We start from the raw sequence: 20,460 nt of genomic DNA, 5'->3' as shown, positions 1-20,460 counted from the left end.
GCCTTCCGGCTGTCTGTGCGCCGCCAGGGACTCGAACCCCGGACCCGCTGATTAAGAGTCAGCTGCTCTAACCAACTGAGCTAGCGGCGCTTGCTGACGTGGAAGACAGTACACGTCGGCAACCCGTTCTGCCGAATCGTATTCGGCCGATCACCGGAGGTGAGGATTCCGTCGTCACCCCGGGTGATGACAGGCGGCCCGGTGGTCGCCCTCCGCCTCGGCTCCCGCTCCGGCTCCCGCCCGGTCGCCGTCGAGGCCCGGCCGCTCCTGCTCGCAGCGCGCCCGGGCCGTGGCGTCCGCGAGCCCGGCGTAGAGCGGGCAGCGGGTGCGGAACGGGCAGCCGGTGCGGCGCTCGGTGGGGGAGGGCGGGTCGCCGGCCAGCAGGATGCGGTCGCGGGCCCGTTCGGCGGCGGGGTCGGGCAGCGGTACGGCGGAGAGCAGCGCCCGGGTGTACGGGTGGCGGGGCCGTTCGAAGACGCTGGTGACCGGGCCCTGCTCGACCGTCCGGCCGAGGTACATCACGCTGACCCGGTCGGCGAGGTGCCGGATCACCGAGAGGTCGTGCGAGACGAACAGGTAGGATAGCCCGAGTTCGGCCTTGAGCGACTGGAGCAGGTTGAGCACCCCGGCCTGGATCGAGACGTCCAGGGCGGAGACCGGTTCGTCCAGCACCAGCAGTTTGGGCCGGACGGCGAGGGCCCGGGCGATGGAGATCCGCTGGCGCTGCCCGCCGGAGAACTGGTGCGGGTAGCGGACGGAGTGGTCCGGGTCGAGCCCGACCTGGCGGAGCAGTTCGGGCACCCGGCGGGCGATCTCCTCGCGCGGGGCGTGCTGGGCGCGCAGCGGCTCGGCGACGATGTCGCCGACCGGCATCCGGGGGTCGAGGCTGGCCATCGGGTCCTGGAAGACGATCTGCAGTTCGGAGCGGAGCCGCTGGGCCTCGGCCCGGGTGAGCCGGGCGGTGTCGTGGCCGAGCAGCTCGATCCGGCCGGTCTCCGGGACGCCCAGGCTCAGCAGCTCGAACAGCGTGGTGGACTTGCCCGAGCCGGACTCCCCGACCAGGCCGAGGGTCTCGCCCTGGCGCAGGTCCAGGTCGACGCCGTCCACCGCGTAGACCTCGCCGACCCTCCGCTTGAACACCGTGCCCTTGAGCAGCGGGAAGGTCTTGCCCAGCCCGGTCACCGAGAGCACCTGCGGCCGGGCCGAGCGGTCCCCGGCGGCGGGCCCCGGGGGCAGGTCCGGCACGGGGTACACCTCGCTCGGCGCGGGCCGCCGCTCGGCCAGCTCCGCCGACCGCACGCACGCGGCCAGGTGGCCGTCCGGGCCCGCCGGTCCGGCCTCCGTGCCCACCAGCTCGGGCTCGGCCGTCGAGCAGCGCTCCTCCGCGAGCGGGCAGCGCGCGGCGAACGGGCAGCCGGGCGGCAGTTCGGCCATCGGCGCCGGGGTGCCGGGGATCGGCACCAGCGGGCCGCCGCGCCCGTCCAGCCGGGGCAGCGCGCCGATCAGTCCGAGGGTGTACGGGTGGCGCGGCGCCGCGAACAGCTCGTCCACCCCGGCGGTCTCGACCACCCGGCCCGCGTACATCACGGCGACCCGGTCGGCCGCCCCGGCGATCACCCCGAGGTCGTGGCTGACCAGGACGAGCGCCGCGCCGGTCTCCTCCCGGGCGGTGCGCAGCACGTCGAGCACCTGGGCCTGGATGGTGACGTCCAACGCGGTGGTGGGCTCGTCGGCGAGCAGGATGTCGGGCTGGTTGGCGATGGCCATGGCGATCATGGCGCGCTGGCGCATGCCGCCGGAGAACTCGTGGGGGAAGCTGTCCAGGGCCCGGTCGGGCGCCGGGATGCCGACCAGGTCGAGGAGTTCGGCGGCCCGGCGGCGGGCGGTGGCCCGGTCGACCGGCTGGTGGATCCGGACGGCCTCGGCGATCTGGTCGCCGATCCGGTAGACCGGGGTGAAGGCGGACAGCGGGTCCTGGAACACCATGGCGACCCGGCGGCCGCGGATCGCGGCGAGTTCCCTGCCGGGCAGACCGACCAGTTCCCGGCCGTCCAGCCGCACCGAGCCCTCGATCCGGGCGGTGCCGGGCAGCAGCCCGAGCACGGACAGCGCGGTGACGGACTTCCCGGAGCCGGACTCGCCGACGATGCCGAGGGTCTCGCCGCGGCGCAGGGTGAGGTCCACCCCGCGTACGGCGGGCACCGGTCCGTGCGGGCCGGCGAAGTCCACCCGCAGGTCCCGGACGGCGAGCAGCGGGGTCTCGACGGCGGTGGTCACTTCTGCTTCCGCGGTGCTCACTTCTGCTTCCTCCGAAGGCGGCGGGTACGGCGCGGCGCGCCCCCGGCGGTGGGGTCGAGGGCGTCGCGGAGCCCGTCCCCGACCAGGTTGACGGCGAGCACGAACAGCACCAGCAGCCCGGCCGCGAAGTAGAACATCCAGGGGAACACCGGGGCCTCGCCGGTTCCGGCGGCGAGCAGGGTGCCGAGCGAGACGTCCGGCGGCCGGACGCCGAAGCCGAAGTAGGAGAGCGCGGTCTCGCTCATCACCGCGCCGCCGACCGCGATGGTGGCGTCGACGATGAGGAAGGAGGCGACGTTCGGCAGGATGTGCCGGGTGATGATCCGCAGCGGCCGGACGCCCATGAACCGTGCGGCGCGGACGAATTCGCGCTCGCGCAGGGAGACGGTCATCGAGCGGACCACCCGGGCGGTGATCATCCAGTTGAACAGGGCGAGCAGCAGCACGAAGGCGATCCAGCCGCTGCTGCGCAGCCGGGGCGAGACCACGGTGATGATCAGGAAGCTGGGGAAGACCAGCATGAGGTCGACCAGGAACATCAGCGCCCGGTCGGTCCAGCCGCCGAAGTAGCCGGCGCAGGCGCCGACCAGGGAGGCCAGCGCGGTGGAGAAGAGCGCCACCAGCAGGCCGATGATCAGTGACTTCTGCAGTCCGCGGACGGTCTGGGCGAACACGTCCTGGCCGACCCCGTTGGTGCCGAACCAGTGGGCGCCGGAGGGGGGTTGGTGCAGGGCGGTGAAGTCGGGGGCGGCGTAGTCCCAGGGCGTCAGGTACGGCCCGCCGAAGGCGAGCACGAACAGCAGCAGGATCAGCACGGCCCCGGCCACGGCGCCGCGGGCGGCGAGCAGGCGGGCCAGGACGAGCCGGCCCCGTCCGCCGGCCCGGGGAGCGCCGGCGGGGGCGGAGGCGCCGGCGGGTCCGTGCGCGGGGTCGGGGGTCGGGGTGTCGGCGGTGGCGGCGACGGTCATCTCGGCTTCCTCCGGTCAGGACCGCACGCGCGGGTCGAGGGCGGCGTGCAGGGTGTCGGCGAGGAAGCCGGAGGCGAGCACGACGACGGCGGTGAACAGGTTGATCGCCACCACGGAGTTGACGTCCTGTTCGTTGATCGACTGGATCAGCCACTCGCCCATGCCGTGCCAGCCGAAGATGGTCTCGGTGAAGATCGCGCCGGTGAAGATGCCCAGGAAGCTGTAGGCGAACATCGTCGACATGGGGATCACGGCGGTGCGCAGTCCGTGCTTGAGCAGGGCCCGGCGCCGGGTGAGGCCCTTGGCCTCGGCGGTGCGCAGGTAGTCGGAGCCGAGCACGTCGAGCATGGTGCCGCGCTGGTAGCGGCTGTAGGTGGCGAGGCCGCCGAGGGCGAGCGAGACGGTGGGCAGCAGCAGGTGCAGGGCCCAGTCGGCGAGGTGGGTGCCGAGGCCGCCGGCCAGCCCGGGGGTCTCGTAGCCGGTGAACGGGACGACGTCGTGGCCGGCCGCGTCCTTGGCGGCGATCGCGCCGTTCTTGAGCAGGAGGGCGACCAGGAAGACCGGGGTGGAGAGCAGGACGAAGGACAGCACGGTGAGCACCCGGTCGGAGATCCGGTACTGGCGCACGGCGCTCCAGGCCCCGGCGGCGACGCCGAGGACGGTGCCGAGCAGGCTGCCGATCAGCAGCAGGCGCAGCGAGACCCAGACCCGGCGGCCGAAGTCGTCGTTGACCGGGGTGTCGTGGATGGTCCGGCCGAGGTCGCCGTGGAGCAGGCCGCCGGCCCAGTGGCCGAAGCGTTCGACGACCGGGGTGTGGTCGTTCAGGTTGAGCGCGGTGAGCTGGCGTTCGACCGATTCGGCGGCCGGGCGCGGCACCTTGGCGTCGAAGTAGGTGCGCGGTTGCAGGGCGCCGGCGGATATCGCGTAGGCCAGGAACACGGCGGCGAGCAGCAGCGCCGCGTAGTAGCTCAGCCGTTTCGACAGGTAGCGGAGCATCAGCGGCGGCCCGGGGCGGGGGCGGGGGCGACGCGTCTGGTGGGCATCGGGGGTGGCCTTCGGTCGGAGCCCGGTCAGGGCGTCAGGTGGCAGGGAGAGCGGGGGAGTTGGGGAACGCGCAGGTCGCAGTGTGGCACCGGGGTGCGGCTGCGATGTTGCGGCGGGATGTCCCTGTGTGACTTTTTGATCAGGCGTCCGCTCCTCCCCCTGGTGGCGGATCTGATCCGCTGTTACGTTCCTCTGGCTCGGTGCCGGATTGAGTGCCCACGCTCAAGCCCGGTCATGCCTCGTACGCCCCAACTCGTGTCACGAACCGGACGAACCCGACCCGTGGCGCCCGCCCGATGCCTGCCACCGATCCCAGGGGGGACCCTCATGGACGCTTCCAGCACCGCCCGTCGCCTCGGCCGGGCGACCGCCCTCGCCGTCGCCGTCGTGCTGGCGGCCACCGCGTGCACCTCGGGCGGGGGCGGTTCGGGCGCGGACGTGGCGAAGAGCGAGCCGCCGAGACAGGACTCCCAGGACATCAACGCCAAGCCGCTGGACCAGGTCAAGGACGGCGGCGAGGTGCGGTTCCAGCTGGACCAGTGGATCGCCCAGTGGAACCCGCTCCAGGTGGACGGCGGTTCGTACACCGACACGGTGAGCCTGATCCGTGCCGTGGAGCCGACGCTGTTCAGCACCGACGCCTCCGGCACCTTCCAGCCGAACCCGGACTACCTGGTGGACGCCAAGGTCACCTCGACCTCGCCGCAGGTGGTCACCTACAAGCTGAACCCCAAGGCCAAGTGGTCGGACGGCAAGCCGCTCAGCTACCTGGACTTCAAGGCGGACTGGCAGACCAGCAACGGCAAGGACCCGGCGTACAACATCGCCGACCCGTCCGGCTACGAGCTGATCTCCGCGGTCGAGCAGGGCGCCGACCCGACCGAGGTGAAGGTGACCTTCGCCCAGCCGTACGCGGACTGGCAGGGCCTGTTCCGCCCGCTCATCCCGGCGGCGGCGATCTCGACCCCGGACGACTTCAACAAGGCCTGGGTGGAGAAGATCCCGATCACCGCGGGCGCGTTCAAGATCGGGACGGCCGACAAGACCGCGCAGACCCTCACCCTCGTCCCGGACCCGGCCTGGTGGGGGACCAGGCCCAAGCTGGACCGGATCACCTTCCGGGTGATGGACAAGTCGGCGAGCATCCAGGCCTACCTGAACAACGAGATCGACCTCGCCGCGGCCAGCACCGCCGCCGCGTACGGGCAGCTCAAGAACGCCAAGGACTCCGTGATCCGGGCCGCCAGCCCGTGGGACGAGGTGCACATCTCCTTCGGCGGCAACGGCGCGCTGGCGGACCGGAAGGTCCGCCAGGCGCTCGGCAAGGCGCTCGACCGCTCGGCGCTGATCAAGATCGCCAACAACGGGGTGCCGGTCGAGTTCAAGCCGCTCGGCAACCACATCATCATGCCCAACCAGGTCGGCTACCAGGACAACTCCGGCGAGTGGGCCAGGTTCGACCTGGCCGCCGCCAAGAAGGAGCTGGACGACGCGGGCTGGAAGGAGGCCGGCGACGGTCAGCCGCGCACCAAGGACGGCAAGCCGCTGGAGCTGCACTGGGTGCTCAGCGACGGCACCGTGCAGGCCCAGCTCGACCTCGCCACCGCGGCGGCGGCGATGTGGCAGGCGGCCGGGGTCAAGGTCGACCTGGACAAGGTGGCCGCCAACGACTTCTTCTCCAAGTACGTGACCCCGGGCAAGTTCGACCTCGCGAGCTGGCGCAACACCGACTCCTTCCCGAACTCCAAGAGCCTGGCCAACTTCCGCCTGCCGGTGGGCGACAACTCCTTCCAGAACCCGTCCCGCCTGGGCAGCCAGGAGATCGACGACCTGTTGAAGAAGGCGGCCGGGACGGTCGACCCGGTGGAGGCCGCGAAGCTCTACAACCAGGCTGACGCGAAGATCTGGGAGCTCGGCCACACCGTCGAGCTCTACCAGCGGCCCGCCGTGGTGGCGACCCGCAAGGGCCTCGCCAACTACGGGGCTTTCGGCCTCGCCCAGGAGGACTACACCAAGGTCGGCTGGGAGAAGTGACCCGGGCCGTCGCGGTGGCGACGGCGACCGCACGGCAGGCGCTGGCGAGCAGCGCGGTGATCACGAGGCCGGTGGTGCGGACACGGGTGGGCCGGTTACGCCGCCCCCGCTGTCCTGCCACCGGCCTTGACCTTCCGCGTTGCCCGCAGGCCGCCCGTGTCGTGGGGCCCCGCGAGGGGCCCGTGCTCGCTTCCAACCGGGGACGAATCTAGCGGGGCCGCCGGGCCGGTCGCGGCGCAGCGCGCGGGGCGCGCCCGGAAACCCGCCGCGCTGTCACCCACTTCGCGCACCGGGGCGTCAACTCTCGCTGACGGCAAGGAGAAAAGGGGCATACGAGGGCATCGTGCCCGGGTTCGAACGGAGTTGCCGCACCGGCGCACGCGCCCGCGCCGGTGCGTGCGTCGGACCCCGGCCACTGCCAGGATGCGCGGGACGGCGGGCCCAGCCGGGCCGCCCCCGCCCCGCCCCGACCCCCGGAGCAGCACCGATGGCCAGTGACCACGCCGCCGAGGCACCCCGAGCGCAGCACGTCGACCCGCCCCCGGTGCGCCGGATGGTCCCGCGCGACCGCGCCGAGCCGCACCGGGTCGCCACCCCGCTGGAACTCTTCTTCGACCTCTGCTTCGTGGTCGCGGTCGGCCAGGCCGGTCGCGAACTCGCCCACTCCCTCGCCGCCGGGCACTACGGCGAGGGCCTGCGCGGCTACACGATGGTCTTCTTCGCCATCTGGTGGGCCTGGATGAACTTCACCTGGTTCGCCTCCGCGTACGACTGCGACGACGTGCCGTACCGGGTCACCACCCTGGTGCAGATCGCCGGGGTGCTGATCCTGGCCGCCGGGGTGCCGAGGATGTTCGAGACCCAGGACCTGACACTGGGGATCACCGGCTACGTGGTGATGCGCCTGGCGATGGTCACCCAGTGGCTGCGCGCGGCGTCCGGCGAACAGGGTGAGGCCCGCCGGGTCGCGCTGCGCTACGCGGCGGGGATCACGCTCTGCCAGCTCGGCTGGGTGGTGGTGCTGCTGCTGCCGGACGCCGCCCGGCCGGTGGTCATCCCGATCGGCGTGCTGTGCGAGCTGGCCGTGCCGGTGGTCGCCGAGCTCCGGGCGCAGACCTCCTGGCACCCGCACCACATCGCCGAGCGGTACGGGCTGTTCACCCTGATCGTGCTCGGCGAGACGGTGGCCGCCGCGACGGTGGCGGTGCAGTCGGCGGTGGACGAGCACGAGGGGCTGGGCCGGCTGGTGCCGGTGGCGGTCGGCGGACTGCTGATCTGCTTCGCGGCCTGGTGGATCTACTTCGCCCGGCCGGTCCACGACCACCTGCGCTCCAACCGGCAGGCCTTCGCCTGGGGGTACGGGCACTACCTGGTGTTCGGCTCGGCGGCGGCGATCGGCACCGGGCTGGAGGTGGCGGTGGAGTCGGCCGTGCACAAGGCGGAGATCTCCGAGACGGCCGCCACCGCGACGGTCACCGTGCCGACCGCGGTCTACCTGGTGACCGTCTGGTACCTGCACTCCCGGCACACCAAGCGCGGGCCGGTCGCGCAGTCGATCGCGCCGCTCGGGGCGGCACTGGTGCTGGCCTGCACCGCGCTCGGCGGCCCGGGGGTGCCGGCCGCGGGCCTGGTGTGCGCGCTGATGGTCGCGGTGGGGGTGCTGGTCCACAGCCGGGAGGGCCGGGAGGGCCGGGAGGACCGGCGGGCACGGGTCTAGACCCGTTCCAGCAGGAAGGGCTCGTGCCGGGCCAGCCAGTCCAGGTAGGCCGGGTTGACCTTGGCCAGATCCAGGTAGGCGGCGCGCAGTTCGCCGTAGAGCGCGTCCAGGGCGGGCTGGCTGAGCACCCGGGGGCGCCAGGTGAACAGCAGCCGGACGGCCAGCGGGTCCCCGTGCACCGGGCGGACCACCGTGCCGGGCCCGGGCAGCGAGGTCGGCTGGCAGGGGCGGACGGCCTCGCCGGAGGCGACCAGCTCGGCGGCGGTGGCGTTGTCCCGCACCTGCACCACCCGGGGGTTGAGCCCGGCCTCGCTGAACACCCGGCGCATCGCGGCGTACTCGTGGTCGGCGGTCGGGTCGACCATCCAGGTGTCCTCGGCGAGGTCGGCGAGGTGGACCACCGGCCGGGCGGCGGCCGGGTGCCCGGCGGCGAGCGCGACGAACTGCGGCTCGCGGGCCATCAGCACCCGGTGCTCGGCGTCCGGCGGGACCCGCAGCGGGAAGCCCTCGCTCTCGTACACGAAGGCCACGTCCAGCTGGTCGGAGGCGACCATCCGCAGCAGCGCGCTGGCGGAGATGTCGACGTGGATGGTGGTGTCGGTGTCCGGCAGCCGCTCGTGCACCCGGCGCAGCCAGGCGGCGACCGCCCGGCTGCCGACGCTGCCGATCCGCAGCCGGCGCTGCCGGCCGGGCCCCGCGGTGTCGCGGGCCTCCTGCCGGGCGGCGGCGACCAGGGCGGCCATCTCGCTGATCACCGGCCGGGCCCGGGACAGCACCGAGTGGCCGAGCGCGGTGGGCCGGCTGCCGGTCTGCTCGCGGGTGAACAGGGTTCCGCCGATGGCCCGTTCGATGCGGTGCAGCTGGGTGGTGAGGGAGGGCTGGGTCATGCCGAGTTGGAGCGCGGCCTTGCGGAGGCTGCCGGTGTCGGCGATCGCGCACAGCACCCGGAGGTGTCTCACGTCGAGCTCCACGACGGGAGCATAGACGTCACCGAGCCACATCGCCAAGGACATGACAGAGAATCAAGTGCGCAGCGACGGACCGTACGACGGTCCGCACGGCCGATCGCAGGGCGGACCGCACGACGGACCGCGCGGCGGATCCCGGCACGCGGCACCGGTATGCGGCCGGACTATCGCCGGTTGACATCATCCGCGACGGGCCCGGACGGGTCGAAGCTCGGGGACACCGCACCGCCCCGGCCCCGGCCGGGACGGCCCCCACCGCGCGCCGCCACCGTACGGCCGGCCCCCACCGGCCCCGGCGGGCCGGCGCGCCCCGGAATCCGGAGCCCCCACATGAAGCGATCCGTGCTGTCCGCGACCCTGGGCCTGGCCCTCGCCGGCGCCCTGGTCCTGCCCGCCACCGCCGTCGCCGCGCCCGCCGCCCCGGCCGTCCACGGCCACACCACGTCGAGGTACGCCGGTTCGGCCGAGGAGGCCGCGAACAACCAGGCGTTCTTCCGGGCCGTGATGGCCTCCGTCGAGGCCAAGCGGGCCGCCGACCCCGGCCTGACCACCGTCACCGTCACCTACGACGCCTCCAACGCCCCCTCCTTCGCCGGCGACATCGCCAACGCCGCGCAGATCTGGAACGGCTCGGTGCACAACGTCCAGCTCCAGGAGGCGAGTGGCGGCACCGGTGACTTCTCGTACAACGAGGGCGACGACCCGAACGGCTCGTACGCCAGCACCGACGGACACGGGCACGGCTACATCTTCATCGACCACCAGCAGGCCCAGCAGTACTACTCGCTCCGGATCGTCGCCCACGAGACGGGGCACGTGCTCGGCCTGCCCGACGACTACTCCGGTCCGTGCAGCGAACTGATGTCGGGCCACGGCCCCGGTACGTCCTGCACCAACGCGCACCCCGACGCCAACGAGAGCGCGCAGGTCGACTCGCTCTGGGCGAACGGCGTGGCGGCGGCCAACTGACCTGCCCGGCAGGTGAATCGGGTGCGGCGGCCCGCCCGGCCGGAAACGGGCGGCCCGCCGCATGGGTACTTCCCCGCCTCGGAGCCTAGCCGCCCCCGGAACGGAATGCCAGGGGCATGGCTAGGTCAAGACGAGGAAAAGACGGCCCGAATCCGACGGGGGCCGGGGGTATTGGACCGGGCTATCGGTGGTTGACATCATCCGCCGGGCCGCCGGGCTGCCCGAAGCTCTGGGGACACCCGGTCGCCGGGTGCCCCCCGAGCCGGCCCCCAACCCGGCTGCGGCACCCGGGACCGGAACCCCCCACTTCCAGGACCCCTTCAGGAGCCCCCACATGAAGCGATCCGTGCTGTCCGCGACCCTCGGCCTCGCCCTCGCGGCGGGCCTCGCCGTGCTGCCCACCACCACGGCCGCCGCCGCCCCGGCCGCCCCGGCCGTCCAGGGCTACACCGCGTCGACGTACGCCGGTTCGGCCCAGGAGGCGGCCGACAACCAGGCGTTCTTCCAGGCCGTGATGGCCTCCGCCAAGGCCAAGCAGGCCGCGAGCCCGGGCCTGGCCACCGTCGTGGTCACCTACGACGCCAGCTCCGCGCCGTCCTTCCGCAACCAGATAGCCAACGCCGCGCAGATCTGGAACGGCTCGGTCGGCAACGTCCGGCTGCAGGCCGGCTCCAACGCCGACTTCCGCTACTACGAGGGCAACGACAGCCGCGGCTCCTACGCCAGCACCGACGGCCACGGGCGCGGCTACGTCTTCCTCGACTACCAGCAGAACCGGCAGTACAACTCGGTCCGGGTGACGGCGCACGAGACCGGGCACGTGCTCGGCCTGCCGGACCACTACTCCGGCCCGTGCAGCGAGCTGATGTCGGGCGGCGGCCCCGGCACCTCCTGCACCAACCCGTACCCGAACAGCGCCGAGCGCAGCCGGGTCAACTCGCTCTGGGCCCGCGGCTGACAACACCCGTGAGCGCCCCGGCCCGGCCGCGTCCGCAGCGGCCGGGCCGGGGCGTCGCCGCGGGCGGGTGCGGCGGGTGCGGCCGGACTGTCGGTGCCGCGTGCGAGCATGCGGGCGAGACCCGTTCGCCCGCGATCCGAGAGGCGCCACCGCCATGCCCCGTTCCGTCCCCGAGCAGCTCGCCGACCTCCCGTACGCCGAGCTGCTGCGCCCGCACACCGGCCCGCTGCGCAGCGACGAGCGCTACGACACCGCGCACTTCGACGGCGGTCAGCGCACCGACGAGTCGGGCGCCGGGGCGGCCTTCCTGGAGTGCGCCTTCACCGGGGTCGCGCTCAGCGGGGTCAAGCTGCGCCAGGCCCGGTTCAACGAGGTCTGGGTGCAGGCCGGCCGCTGGGTGGCCTGCGACCTGAGCGAGACCGAGTGGCAGGACAGCTCCTTCGTCGGCGGCGTGCTGGCCGGGATCGCCGGGTACGGCTCGGCGCTGCGCCGGGTGGTGTTCCGCGGCTGCAAGCTGGAGGCGGTCAACCTGCGTGCGGCCGTGCTGCGGGACGTGGTGTTCGAGGACTGCCTGCTGCGCGACGTGGACTTCGGCGAGGCGAAGCTGACCGGGGTGTCCTTCCCCGGCTCGACGCTGGAGGAGGTGCGGCTGCGCGGGGCCGTGCTGAGCAAGGTGGACCTGCGCGGGGCCGTCCGGCTCGGACTGGTGGACGGCCACCAGGGGCTGCGCGGGGCGGTCATCAGCTCGCCCCAACTGCTGGAGCTGGCACCGCAGTTCGCCCAGGCGCTGGGGATCGAGGTGAAGGACCGCTGAGCCGCCCGCGCCCTCCCCGGCGCTCCGGGAGCCCCCTCCTCGGCACTCCTGGAACCTCCTCGACCGATCAGCCTGACGTTCAGCCCCGCGTCGCTCGGTGACCCACGGGCGAACAGTCCGACAAACCTGCTGCGCGCATCTGGTGGCCCGCTCCGGTGGCGGTGGAGACTGCTCCGCGATCGATGGCCCCCGAGTTGTGTACACAACATCGCCAGTGAAGGGACGGACCGGGCTGATGGCCGAGTTGAGTCGTAGAAAGTTCGTCACGCTGTCCGGCGCCGCCGCGGCCGGCCTCGCGGTGGCCGGCGCCGGCGCCGGGGCCGAGGACGCCGCGGCCGCCTCCAGCACCACGCTCAGCACCACCGGCACCATCACCGACGTGCAGCACGTGGTGATCCTGATGCAGGAGAACCGCAGCTTCGACCACTACTTCGGCACCCTCAAGGGCGTCCGCGGCTTCGCCGACCGGGCCGCCATCCAGATCTCCGGCGGCTACAGCGTCTTCAACCAGCCGAACGGGCTGTTCGCCCGCCAGTACCCGTGGGCCTTCAACCCCTCCGGCGCGAGCGGCTCCCCGGAGACCCAGGCGCAGTGCAACGGCGACCTCTCGCACGCCTGGTCCGACCAGCACAAGGCCTGGAACGGCGGCAAGATGGACTCCTGGGTGTCCGCCAAGGGCACCGTCCGCACCCTCGGCCACCTCCAGCGCGGCGACATCCCGTTCCACTACGCGCTGGCCGACAACTGGACCATCTGCGACGCCTACCACTGCTCGGTGCTGAGCGCGACCGGCCCCAACCGCACCTACCACTGGAGCGGGACGATCGACCCGGCCGGCACCGCCGGCGGCCCCGCCTACGACGGCGGCTCCGAGTCCAACCTGCGCTGGCAGACCTACGCCGAGGCGCTGGAGGCCGCCGGCGTCAGCTGGAAGGTCTACCAGAACGCCGCCGACAACTTCGGCGACAACGCCCTCGCCTATTTCAGCCAGTTCACCGGCGCCGCGGCCGGCAGCCCGCTGGCCGTCAAGGGCATGGGCTCGGTGCCCAAGGTCACCGGCCGGACCCCGGACGACATCGCCGCCGCGATCCGCGCCGACGTGCTGAACGGCACCCTGCCGCAGGTCTCCTGGATCGTCGCCGACCAGCAGTCCTCCGAGCACCCCTACGCCACGCCCGAGGACGGCGCGCACTTCGTCCACCTGGTCATGGACTCCCTGAACGCGGACCCCAACGTGTTCAACTCCACCGTCCTGCTGATCAACTACGACGAGAACGACGGCTTCTTCGACCACGTCCCGCCGCCGGCCGCGCCCGCGGGCACCGCGGGGGAGTTCTACAACTCCACCAACATCGGCCTCGGCTTCCGCGTCCCGCTGATCGCCGTCTCCCCGTGGACCCGCGGCGGCTGGGTCAACTCCGAGACCTTCGACCACACCTCGGTGCTGCGCTTCCTGGAGGTGTGGACCGCCGCCCTCGGCACGCCCGCCACCAGCCCCAACATCAGCGCCTGGCGCCGCCAGGTCTGCGGCGACCTCACCTCGGTCTTCGACTTCGCCAACCCGGTGTACGGCCTGCCCGCACTGCCCGACACCTCGCAGACCATCGGCCTGGCCACCTGCGGCCCGCTGCCCAACCCCTCACCCGCCGACAACGCGTTGCCCGCCCAGGAGCCCGGCACCCGCCCGGCCCGCGCCCTGCCGTACCAGCCCAACGCCAACCTGGACCACCTGGAGTTCGGCTCGGGCGGGGTGATGAAGGTCTGGATCGCGATGGCGAACACGGGCACCGCGGCCGTGAACTCCGCGCACTTCGCGGCCTACGCCAACGCCTACCGCAGCGGCGGGCCCTGGCAGTACACCGTCGCCCCGGGCGGCAGCACCAGCGACTTCTTCAACTGCGGCACCAACTTCGGCGGCGGCCCGTACGACCTCACCGTGGTCGGCCCCAACCGCTTCCTGCGCCGGTTCAAGGGCGACGCCACCAAGGCGGGCAAGAACGCGGCCGTCACCGCCTCGTACGCGGTCGAGCCGGGCAGCGGCAAGCTCGCCGTCTACTTCAAGCTGGCCAACTCCGGCAGCGCCCCGATGACCTTCACCATCACCTCCACCAACTACCGCACGGACGGGCCCTGGACGTACCGGGTCCCGGCCGGCGGCAGCGTCAGCGACTTCTTCAACGCGATCGCCTACAGCAACGGCTGGTACGACTTCACCGTCACGGTGGACGCCGACAGCAGCTGGTCGCAGCGCTTCACCGGCCACCTGGAGACGGGCGCGCCCAGCGTCAGCGGCTGACCGTCCCGGTTGGACCGTCCCGGTTCACGCGTACGGGCCCCGGGGGAACCACGGATCGTGGACCTCCCGGGGCCCGGACGGCGTCAGCAGGGTGACGGTGAGCGGCCCGGCCGCGTACTCGGCGAGGTGCACCGCGCCGTAGCGGGTCTCCAGCTCGGCCTGCACCGGCACCGGCAGCTTGCTCAGCGCCCGCCGCAGGTGCAGCGCGTCCCGCCGGCTGACCGGGTGCGGGGTGCGCAGCACCAGCCGCAGCGGGCTGAGCGGTCCGGCCACCGGGACGCCGGCGCCCAGCTCGTAGCCGACCGCGCCGATCGGGCCCCAGGCCAGCCGGTGGTCCGCGACCAGCCGGCCGACCTCCGGCAGCAGGGCCAGCGCCGGGACACCGGTGACCCGCCCGGGGTCCAGCAGTCCCTGCCGGCCGGCCAGCTGCTCGGGCCGCAGGGTCCGGGCCACCGCGGCCCAGGGCGCGAGGGCGTCCAGTCGTTGTCCGGGGCGCGGGCCGCGGACGGTGACCGGGATCCAGTGCTCGGGGGCGGCCTGGGGGCCCCGGGTGCAGCGCCGCGGGCGCGGGACGTCCACCGGGGCGCCGACCAGCGAGGGCGCCCGGCCGACGGTGACCCACGGGTGTGCCCGCAGCACGGCCCGGGCCCAGTCCGGCAGCTCGCCGCCGGCCAGTGGGCGCAGCGAGCTCGGGCACTGCATCAGCAGCAGGTCGTGGGGGCCGGGCAGCCGTCCGTCCAGCGCGGCCAGCGCGCCGACCCGGCGGCGCGGTCCGTCGTGCAGTTCCTCGGTCGAGTTCCTCACACCGCCACCCTCCGCCCGTCCCGCGCGGCCCGGCTACGGCCCTTGGGCGCGTCGGGCCGGGACCAAAGGCTCAACGTGCGACCGCCGACTCCCGGTGTGAGAGTGGGGGACAGCCCGGTAATCCGTTCGGAGGAGGAGTCATGGGCATCCTCGACAGGATCTTCCACAGGGGCCACGAGGCCGGTGGCGCGGAGGCCGCCGAGCGCGCCGCGCTCGCCCACGACGAGGCCGCCGACGCGTACAGCGACGAGGTCGAACGGAGCAGGCAGACGCAGGAGCGGACGGCCGCCCAGGAGGAGGCCGACCGGCGCGCCGCCGAGAACATGACGGCCGAGGGCGACCCCTGGGACTGAGCCCGGACGGGCCCGCCGCCGTCAGCGCTCCCGCGGTGGCAGCGGCGGGCGCCGCAGGTCCGGCCGGGGCGTGGACTCCGGCGGGGGCGCCGCGGCCGGGGCGTCCTCCAGCAGGTCCAGGGCCAACTGGACGGCGGCGACCAGCTCCGGGTGGCGCCCCCGCGCCCAGTCCCGCGGGGTGCGCAGCACGTGCACGTCCGGCTCGACGCCCCGGTTCTCCACCGACCAGCCGAGCCCGCCGCTGAACCAGGAGGCGTTCTTCGGCACCGAGATCTGGGTGCCGTCGCCCAGGGTGTGCCGCCCGGTCATCCCGACCACTCCGCCCCAGGTCCGGTTGCCGATCACCGGGCCGAGGCCGAGCAGCTTGATCGCCGCGATGATCACGTCCCCGTCCGAGCTGGTGGCCTCGTCCGCGAGCGCCACCAGGGGGCCGCGCAGGGCGTGCCGGGGCCAGCGGACGGGCTGGCGGTCGCGGCTGAAGTCCCAGGCGAGGACGTGCCGGGTGAGCTTCTCCAGGACGAGTTCGGAGACGTTGCCGCCGGCGTTGCCGCGTACGTCGAGGACCAGTGCGGGCTTGTCCAGTTCGCGCCGCAGGTCCCGGTTGAACTGCGCCCAGCCGGAGCCGCCGAGGTCCGGGATGTGCAGGTAGCCGCACCGGCCGTCGCTGAACTCCCGTACCAGGGAACGGCGTTTGGCCACCCAGTCCTGGTAGCGGACGGCCCGTTCGTCGGTCAGCGGGGTGACGGTGATCCGCCGCACCGGGCCGTCCGGGCCGCTGCGCAGGGCGAGTTCGACGGTGGTGCCGCCGGTGCCGGCCAGCAGCGGCAGCGGGCCGCGCACCGGGTCCACCGGGCGGCCGCCGACCTCCAGCAGTTCGTCGCCGTCCCGGACGCCCTGGGCGGCCAGCGGGGCGCGGGCGCGCGGGTCGGAGGACTCGCCGGGCAGCACCCGGTCGACCAGCCAGCGGCCGTCGGGGGCGCGGTGGGCGTTGGCGGCGAGCAGGCCGAGCGGCTGCTGGGCGAGGCCGGGGCCCTCGGCGCGCCGGGACGGGGTGACGTAGGCGTGCGAGGTGCCGAGCTCGCCGAGGAGTTCGCGCAGCAGGTCGGCGAAGTCGTCGGGTGAGCAGACGCGGTCCAGCAGCGGCTCGTACTGGGCGACCAGCGCGGGCCAGTCCAGGCCGGACATCCGTTCGTCCCAGAACTGGTCCCGGACGATCCGGGCGGCCTCGTGGTAGGCCTGGCGCCACTCGGCCGCCGGGTGCACGGTGTGGGTGATCCGGCGCAGGTCGACGGCGGTCCCGGCGGAGGGGGCGGCGACCGGGATCACCCGCAGCGTCCCGGCCGAGTAGACCGCGATCGAGCCGCCGTCCCCGGAGACGGCATAGCCGTCCAGCTTGTCGACCAGGGTGCTGCGGGTGCCCCGGGCCAGGTCGAAGTGCTCCAGGGAGGGGCGGCCGGAGGTGTCGTCGGGGTTGGCGAAGGTCTGCCCGAGGGTGCCGGAGATCGGCCAGCGCAGCCAGACCAGGCCACCGCGCACCGCGTCGGTGGCCGAGTACTTGGAGGCGATCACCGGGAACTGGAGCAGCCGCTCGCCGATGCCCGCCGGGTCGACCCGGACGGTGCCGTCGCCGTCCCCGCGCGGGGCGGCCTCCTCGGCGGGCGCGGCGAACGGGGAGGGGGTGTCGGCGGCGAGCGGGACGAGGTACGGGCGGCAGCCGACCGGGAAGGAGAGGTCGCCGGTGTGCACGTCGTGGACGGGGTCGAAGCCGCGCCAGGACAGGAAGGCCAGGTAGCGGCCGTCCCGGGTGAACACCGGCTGCTCGTCCTCGAACCGGCCGTCGGTGACGTCGGTGGTCGGGGCGGGCGCGTCGGTGCGGGTGAGCCGGATCCGGCGCAGCGAGCGCCCGGCGGCCGGCTGGGACCAGGCGACCCAGTGCGAGTCGGGGGAGAACCGGGCGCCGGTGACCGGCCCGTGCTCGGAGGCGGCCAGTTCGCGCACCGCGCCGTCCTCGGCGGAGACCAGCAGCAGCCGTCCGTCCGAGGTGGTGGCGGCGAGCCGGGAGCCGTCGGGGGCGGCGGTGAGCTCCAGGACCCGGCCGAGCCGGCCGGCGGCGAGCACCCGGTGGTGGTGGGCCGGCGTCTCCTGGTGCGACGCCGTCTCCTGGTGGCCCGGCAGCGGCATCACCTCGATCGCGTCGGCGCCCTCGGCGTCGGTGATCCAGGCCGCCTCGCCGGTGTGCCCGAGCACCACCGGCAGCCGGGTGCGCACCCCGGGGGTGTCGGCGAGCGCCCGGGCCGGGCCGTCCTTGTGGGTGAGCCAGTACTGGCTGCCGCGCACGGTGATCACCCCGGCCCGGCCGGTCCGGTCGCAGGCGAGGTCCTTGACCTGGGAGGCCGCACCGACCTGGTACGGGCGGCGGCCGGCCCGGGCGCCGCCGAGCGGCACCCGCAGCCGGTGCGGGGCGGGGGCGTCCAGGCCGTCCAGCAGCCAGAGGTCGCCGGCATGCTGGTAGACGATCCGGGTGCCGTCGGTGGCGGCCTCGCGGGCGTAGTAGGAGGCGTGGTCGGTGTGCCGGCGCAGGTCGGTGCCGTCGGGGCGGCAGGAGTAGAGGTTGCCGATGCCCTCGTGGTCGGAGAGGAAGGCGATCCGGTCGCCGACCGGCATGGGGGAGGCGAGGTGGCCGGTGTGCCCGGGGAGGATCAGCTCGCCGTCCACCCAGAGCCGGCCGGTCGCGCCGCCGCGGTAGCGCTTCCAGGCGGCGGGCTCGTGCGGGGCGGCGCCGGTGAGCAGGACGGTCCGGTCCCGGCTGAGCTGGGCGTCGCCGACCGGGCCCCAGGGCATCCGGCGGCCGGGGGAGCCGTCGGGCGGCAGGGCGTGCGCCCAGGTGTAGTGGCCGAAGGGCTCGTGGAAGGAGGTGACGGCCAGCACCTCGCCGTCCGGCAGCCAGCCGCGCACCCGGGTGTCCTGGCTGCCCCAGTGGCTGAGCCGGCGGGTCTCGCCGCCCTCGACCGGGGCGGTCCACACCTCGGGGGTCAGGCCGAGCCAGCTGGTCCAGGCGAGGGTCGTGCCGTCGGGGGAGAAGCGGGGGTGGCTGACCCGGGTGCGGTCGCAGCCGACCCGCCAGGCCCGGCCGGTGGCGGCGGCCCCGGGCTCCAGCGGGGCGATCCAGACGTCGTCCTCGGCGGTGAAGGTGAGCAGGCCGCCGTGCAGGTGGGGGTGGCGGAGGTAGCCGGGCGGGGTCACTCCTCCATCCTTCGACGGGGTGTCACCCCCGGCAACCGGAGACCACCCTCCCGCACCGGTCTGGACCATTGACAGCGCACTGCCGGATCCATTTCAGTGGTCTAGTCCAACTTGGGTGCCAGGCCGGGCCGTTCCCCCCACTGGCGCGTGCTCCGGCGTGCCCTCGGACGTCCCCCACGACCGTGCCACCGCAGGAGCACCCGCATGCGCAGAACCCTGAGAAACGGCCTCGCCGCCGGCACCGCCTCCGCCCTCGCCGCGGCCACCCTGGTCGGCGTCACCCTCGGCCTCGCGCCCGCCGCCTCGGCCGGCGAGTTCCTGGTCAACGGCGGCTTCGAATCCGGCTCGCTCGGCCCCTGGAGCTGCACCGGCAACTCCGGCAGCGTCGTCACGAGCCCGGTGCACGGCGGCGGCCACGCGCTCGCCGCCGCGGCCACCGTGGGCGACACCGCCCAGTGCGCCCAGACCGTCGCCGTCGCACCGAACACCACGTACACCCTCAGCGCCTGGGTCAACGGCTCCTACGTCTACCTGGGCGTCGACGGCGGCGGCCCCAGCACCTGGACGCCCGGCACCGGCGGCGGCTACCAGAAGCTCAGCCTCGGCTTCACCACCGGCGCCAACCAGACCACCGCCACCGTGTACACCCACGGCTGGTACGGACAGGGCACCTACTACGCGGACGACGTCTCGCTGGACGGCCCGGGCGCCCCCAGCCCGACGCCGACCCCGACCCCGACCCCGACCCCGACACCCACTCCGACCCCGACGCCCACGTCCACGCCGACCGGGACCCCGACGGGCACGCCCACCGGCACCCCGACCGGTACGCCCACCGGCACCCCGACCGGTACCCCCGCCGGCAACCACACCCTGGTCGGCTACCTGCACGCCAGCTTCGCCAACGGCGCGGGCTACACCCGGATGGCCGACGTCCCCAACTCCTGGGACATCATCGACCTCTCCTTCGGCGAACCCACCTCCCCGACCTCCGGCGACATCCGCTTCAACCGCTGCTCGGCCACCGACTGCCCGACCGTCGAGTCCGACGCCGACTTCAAGGCCGCCATCGCCGCCAAGCGCGCCCAGGGCAAGAAGGTGTTGATCTCGATCGGCGGCCAGAACGGCCAGGTCCAGCTGACCACCACCGCCGCCCGGGACACCTTCGTCAGCTCGGTCTCGGCCATCATCGACAGGTGGGGCCTGGACGGACTGGACATCGACTTCGAGGGCCACTCGCTCTCCCTCGACACCGGCGACACCGACTTCAAGAACCCGAAGAGCGCGGTCGTCGTCAACCTGATCTCGGCGCTCAAGACCCTCAAGGCCAAGTACGGCCCGGGCTTCGTGCTGACCATGGCGCCGGAGACCTTCTTCGTCCAACTCGGCTACCAGTACTACGGATCCGGCCCCTGGGGCGGTCAGGACCCGCGCGCCGGGGCGTACCTGCCGGTGATCTACGCGCTGCGCGACGACCTCACCCTGCTGCACGTCCAGGACTACAACTCCGGCTCCGTCATGGGCCTGGACAACCAGTACCACTCGATGGGCGGCGCCGACTTCCACGTCGCGATGACCGACCTGCTGCTCAGCGGCTTCCCGGTGGCGGGCAACACCAACAACATGTTCCCGCCGCTGCCCGCCTCGAAGGTCGCCATCGGCATGCCGGCCACCACCAACGCGGGCAACGGCTACGTCGCCCCGGCCGAGGTGGACAAGGCCCTGGACTGCCTCACCAAGCTGGCCAACTGCGGGACGTACGTGCCGCGTTCGGGCGCCCAGCCGAAGCTGGCCGGGCTGATGACCTGGTCCGTCAACTGGGACCAGTTCGGCGGCCGGGAGTTCTCCAAGAACTTCGACGCCTACTTCGGCCGCTGACCGGAGGCGGGGTGCGGGGGCCGGCGGGGGCGGGCCCCCCCCGGGGGCCGCCGGGGGCGCCACCCCGGGTGCCCCCCCCCCCCCCCCCGCGGGGGGGGAAGGCGGGGGGGGCCCGG

At 73.7% G+C, this 20,460-nt stretch carries 14 protein-coding genes and 1 tRNA gene; 8 read left to right on the top strand and 7 right to left on the bottom strand.

Annotated elements, in window-relative coordinates:
• Positions 1–16: 16 nt before the first annotated feature.
• From ACFV8H_RS37200 to ACFV8H_RS37185, 4 genes are all read right to left on the bottom strand, one after another.
• A tRNA-Lys gene (locus tag ACFV8H_RS37200) sits at positions 17–90 on the bottom strand.
• A gap of 84 nt (positions 91–174) precedes the next feature.
• Positions 175–2,298 (bottom strand): dipeptide ABC transporter ATP-binding protein, encoded by a 2,124-nt coding sequence (locus tag ACFV8H_RS37195; protein ID WP_380408623.1) that lies wholly within the window; start codon positions 2,296–2,298, stop codon positions 175–177.
• The gene (locus ACFV8H_RS37190; protein ID WP_380408621.1) at positions 2,295–3,266 is read right to left on the bottom strand and encodes an ABC transporter permease; all 972 of its coding nucleotides are present in this window, start codon (positions 3,264–3,266) and stop codon (positions 2,295–2,297) included. The genes ACFV8H_RS37195 and ACFV8H_RS37190 overlap by 4 nt, the downstream gene beginning before the upstream one ends.
• 15 nt (positions 3,267–3,281) lie before the next feature.
• Positions 3,282–4,262 carry an ABC transporter permease gene (locus ACFV8H_RS37185; RefSeq protein WP_375883303.1) on the bottom strand — a complete coding sequence of 327 codons (981 nt, stop codon included), beginning with the start codon at positions 4,260–4,262 and terminating at the stop codon, positions 3,282–3,284.
• A 375-nt stretch (positions 4,263–4,637) separates the two neighbouring features.
• On the opposite strand from ACFV8H_RS37185, the gene ACFV8H_RS37180 reads away from it, so the two are divergent.
• Complete coding sequence (locus tag ACFV8H_RS37180; RefSeq protein WP_380408619.1) at positions 4,638–6,344, top strand: ABC transporter family substrate-binding protein; 1,707 nt, start codon at positions 4,638–4,640, stop codon at positions 6,342–6,344.
• 487 nt (positions 6,345–6,831) lie between these two features.
• Complete coding sequence (locus ACFV8H_RS37175) at positions 6,832–8,061, top strand: low temperature requirement protein A (protein WP_380408617.1); 1,230 nt, start codon at positions 6,832–6,834, stop codon at positions 8,059–8,061.
• Here the strand turns inward: ACFV8H_RS37175 and ACFV8H_RS37170 are convergent.
• Positions 8,058–9,062: a LysR family transcriptional regulator gene (locus ACFV8H_RS37170; RefSeq protein WP_375883472.1), complete on the bottom strand. Its 1,005-nt coding sequence runs from the start codon at positions 9,060–9,062 to the stop codon at positions 8,058–8,060. The genes ACFV8H_RS37175 and ACFV8H_RS37170 overlap by 4 nt on opposite strands.
• A 297-nt stretch (positions 9,063–9,359) precedes the next feature.
• On the opposite strand from ACFV8H_RS37170, the gene snpA (ACFV8H_RS37165) reads away from it, so the two are divergent.
• The 4 genes from snpA (ACFV8H_RS37165) (at position 9,360) to ACFV8H_RS37150 (ending at position 14,066) form a co-directional block, all read left to right on the top strand.
• Entirely contained in the window at positions 9,360–9,998 is a 639-nt protein-coding gene (gene snpA, locus ACFV8H_RS37165; protein WP_380408615.1) for a snapalysin, read from the top strand.
• Positions 9,999–10,332: 334 nt separating this feature from the next.
• Positions 10,333–10,956, top strand: a complete 624-nt coding sequence (gene snpA, locus ACFV8H_RS37160) for a snapalysin (protein WP_380408613.1) — start codon at positions 10,333–10,335, stop codon at positions 10,954–10,956.
• Between the two features lie 154 nt (positions 10,957–11,110).
• Positions 11,111–11,770: a pentapeptide repeat-containing protein gene (locus ACFV8H_RS37155; RefSeq protein WP_380408612.1), complete on the top strand. Its 660-nt coding sequence runs from the start codon at positions 11,111–11,113 to the stop codon at positions 11,768–11,770.
• Positions 11,771–12,005: 235 nt separating this feature from the next.
• A complete protein-coding gene (locus ACFV8H_RS37150) occupies positions 12,006–14,066 on the top strand; it encodes a phosphocholine-specific phospholipase C (RefSeq protein WP_380408625.1) in 2,061 nt (686 codons plus the stop codon).
• 24 nt (positions 14,067–14,090) lie between these two features.
• On the opposite strand, the gene ACFV8H_RS37145 is transcribed toward ACFV8H_RS37150, so the two are convergent.
• Positions 14,091–14,870 (bottom strand): phosphoribosyl-dephospho-CoA transferase MdcG domain-containing protein, encoded by a 780-nt coding sequence (locus ACFV8H_RS37145; RefSeq protein WP_380408611.1) that lies wholly within the window; start codon positions 14,868–14,870, stop codon positions 14,091–14,093.
• Between the two features lie 140 nt (positions 14,871–15,010).
• On the opposite strand from ACFV8H_RS37145, the gene ACFV8H_RS37140 reads away from it, so the two are divergent.
• The gene (locus ACFV8H_RS37140) at positions 15,011–15,223 is read left to right on the top strand and encodes a hypothetical protein (RefSeq protein WP_375883320.1); all 213 of its coding nucleotides are present in this window, start codon (positions 15,011–15,013) and stop codon (positions 15,221–15,223) included.
• Between the two features lie 21 nt (positions 15,224–15,244).
• Here the strand turns inward: ACFV8H_RS37140 and ACFV8H_RS37135 are convergent, their stop codons facing one another.
• Positions 15,245–18,466, bottom strand: coding sequence for a S41 family peptidase (locus ACFV8H_RS37135; protein WP_380408609.1), 3,222 nt, complete (start codon positions 18,464–18,466; stop codon positions 15,245–15,247).
• Between the two features lie 204 nt (positions 18,467–18,670).
• On the opposite strand from ACFV8H_RS37135, the gene ACFV8H_RS37130 reads away from it, so the two are divergent.
• Positions 18,671–20,344, top strand: a complete 1,674-nt coding sequence (locus ACFV8H_RS37130; RefSeq protein ID WP_380408608.1) for a chitinase — start codon at positions 18,671–18,673, stop codon at positions 20,342–20,344.
• Positions 20,345–20,460 lie beyond the last annotated feature (116 nt).

The organism is Kitasatospora sp. NPDC059827 (genome assembly GCF_042731675.1).
GTDB lineage: Bacteria > Actinomycetota > Actinomycetes > Streptomycetales > Streptomycetaceae > Kitasatospora.
The sequence above is the reverse complement of the archived record's forward strand: the minus strand, read 5'-3'. Positions and strand labels throughout refer to the sequence as shown.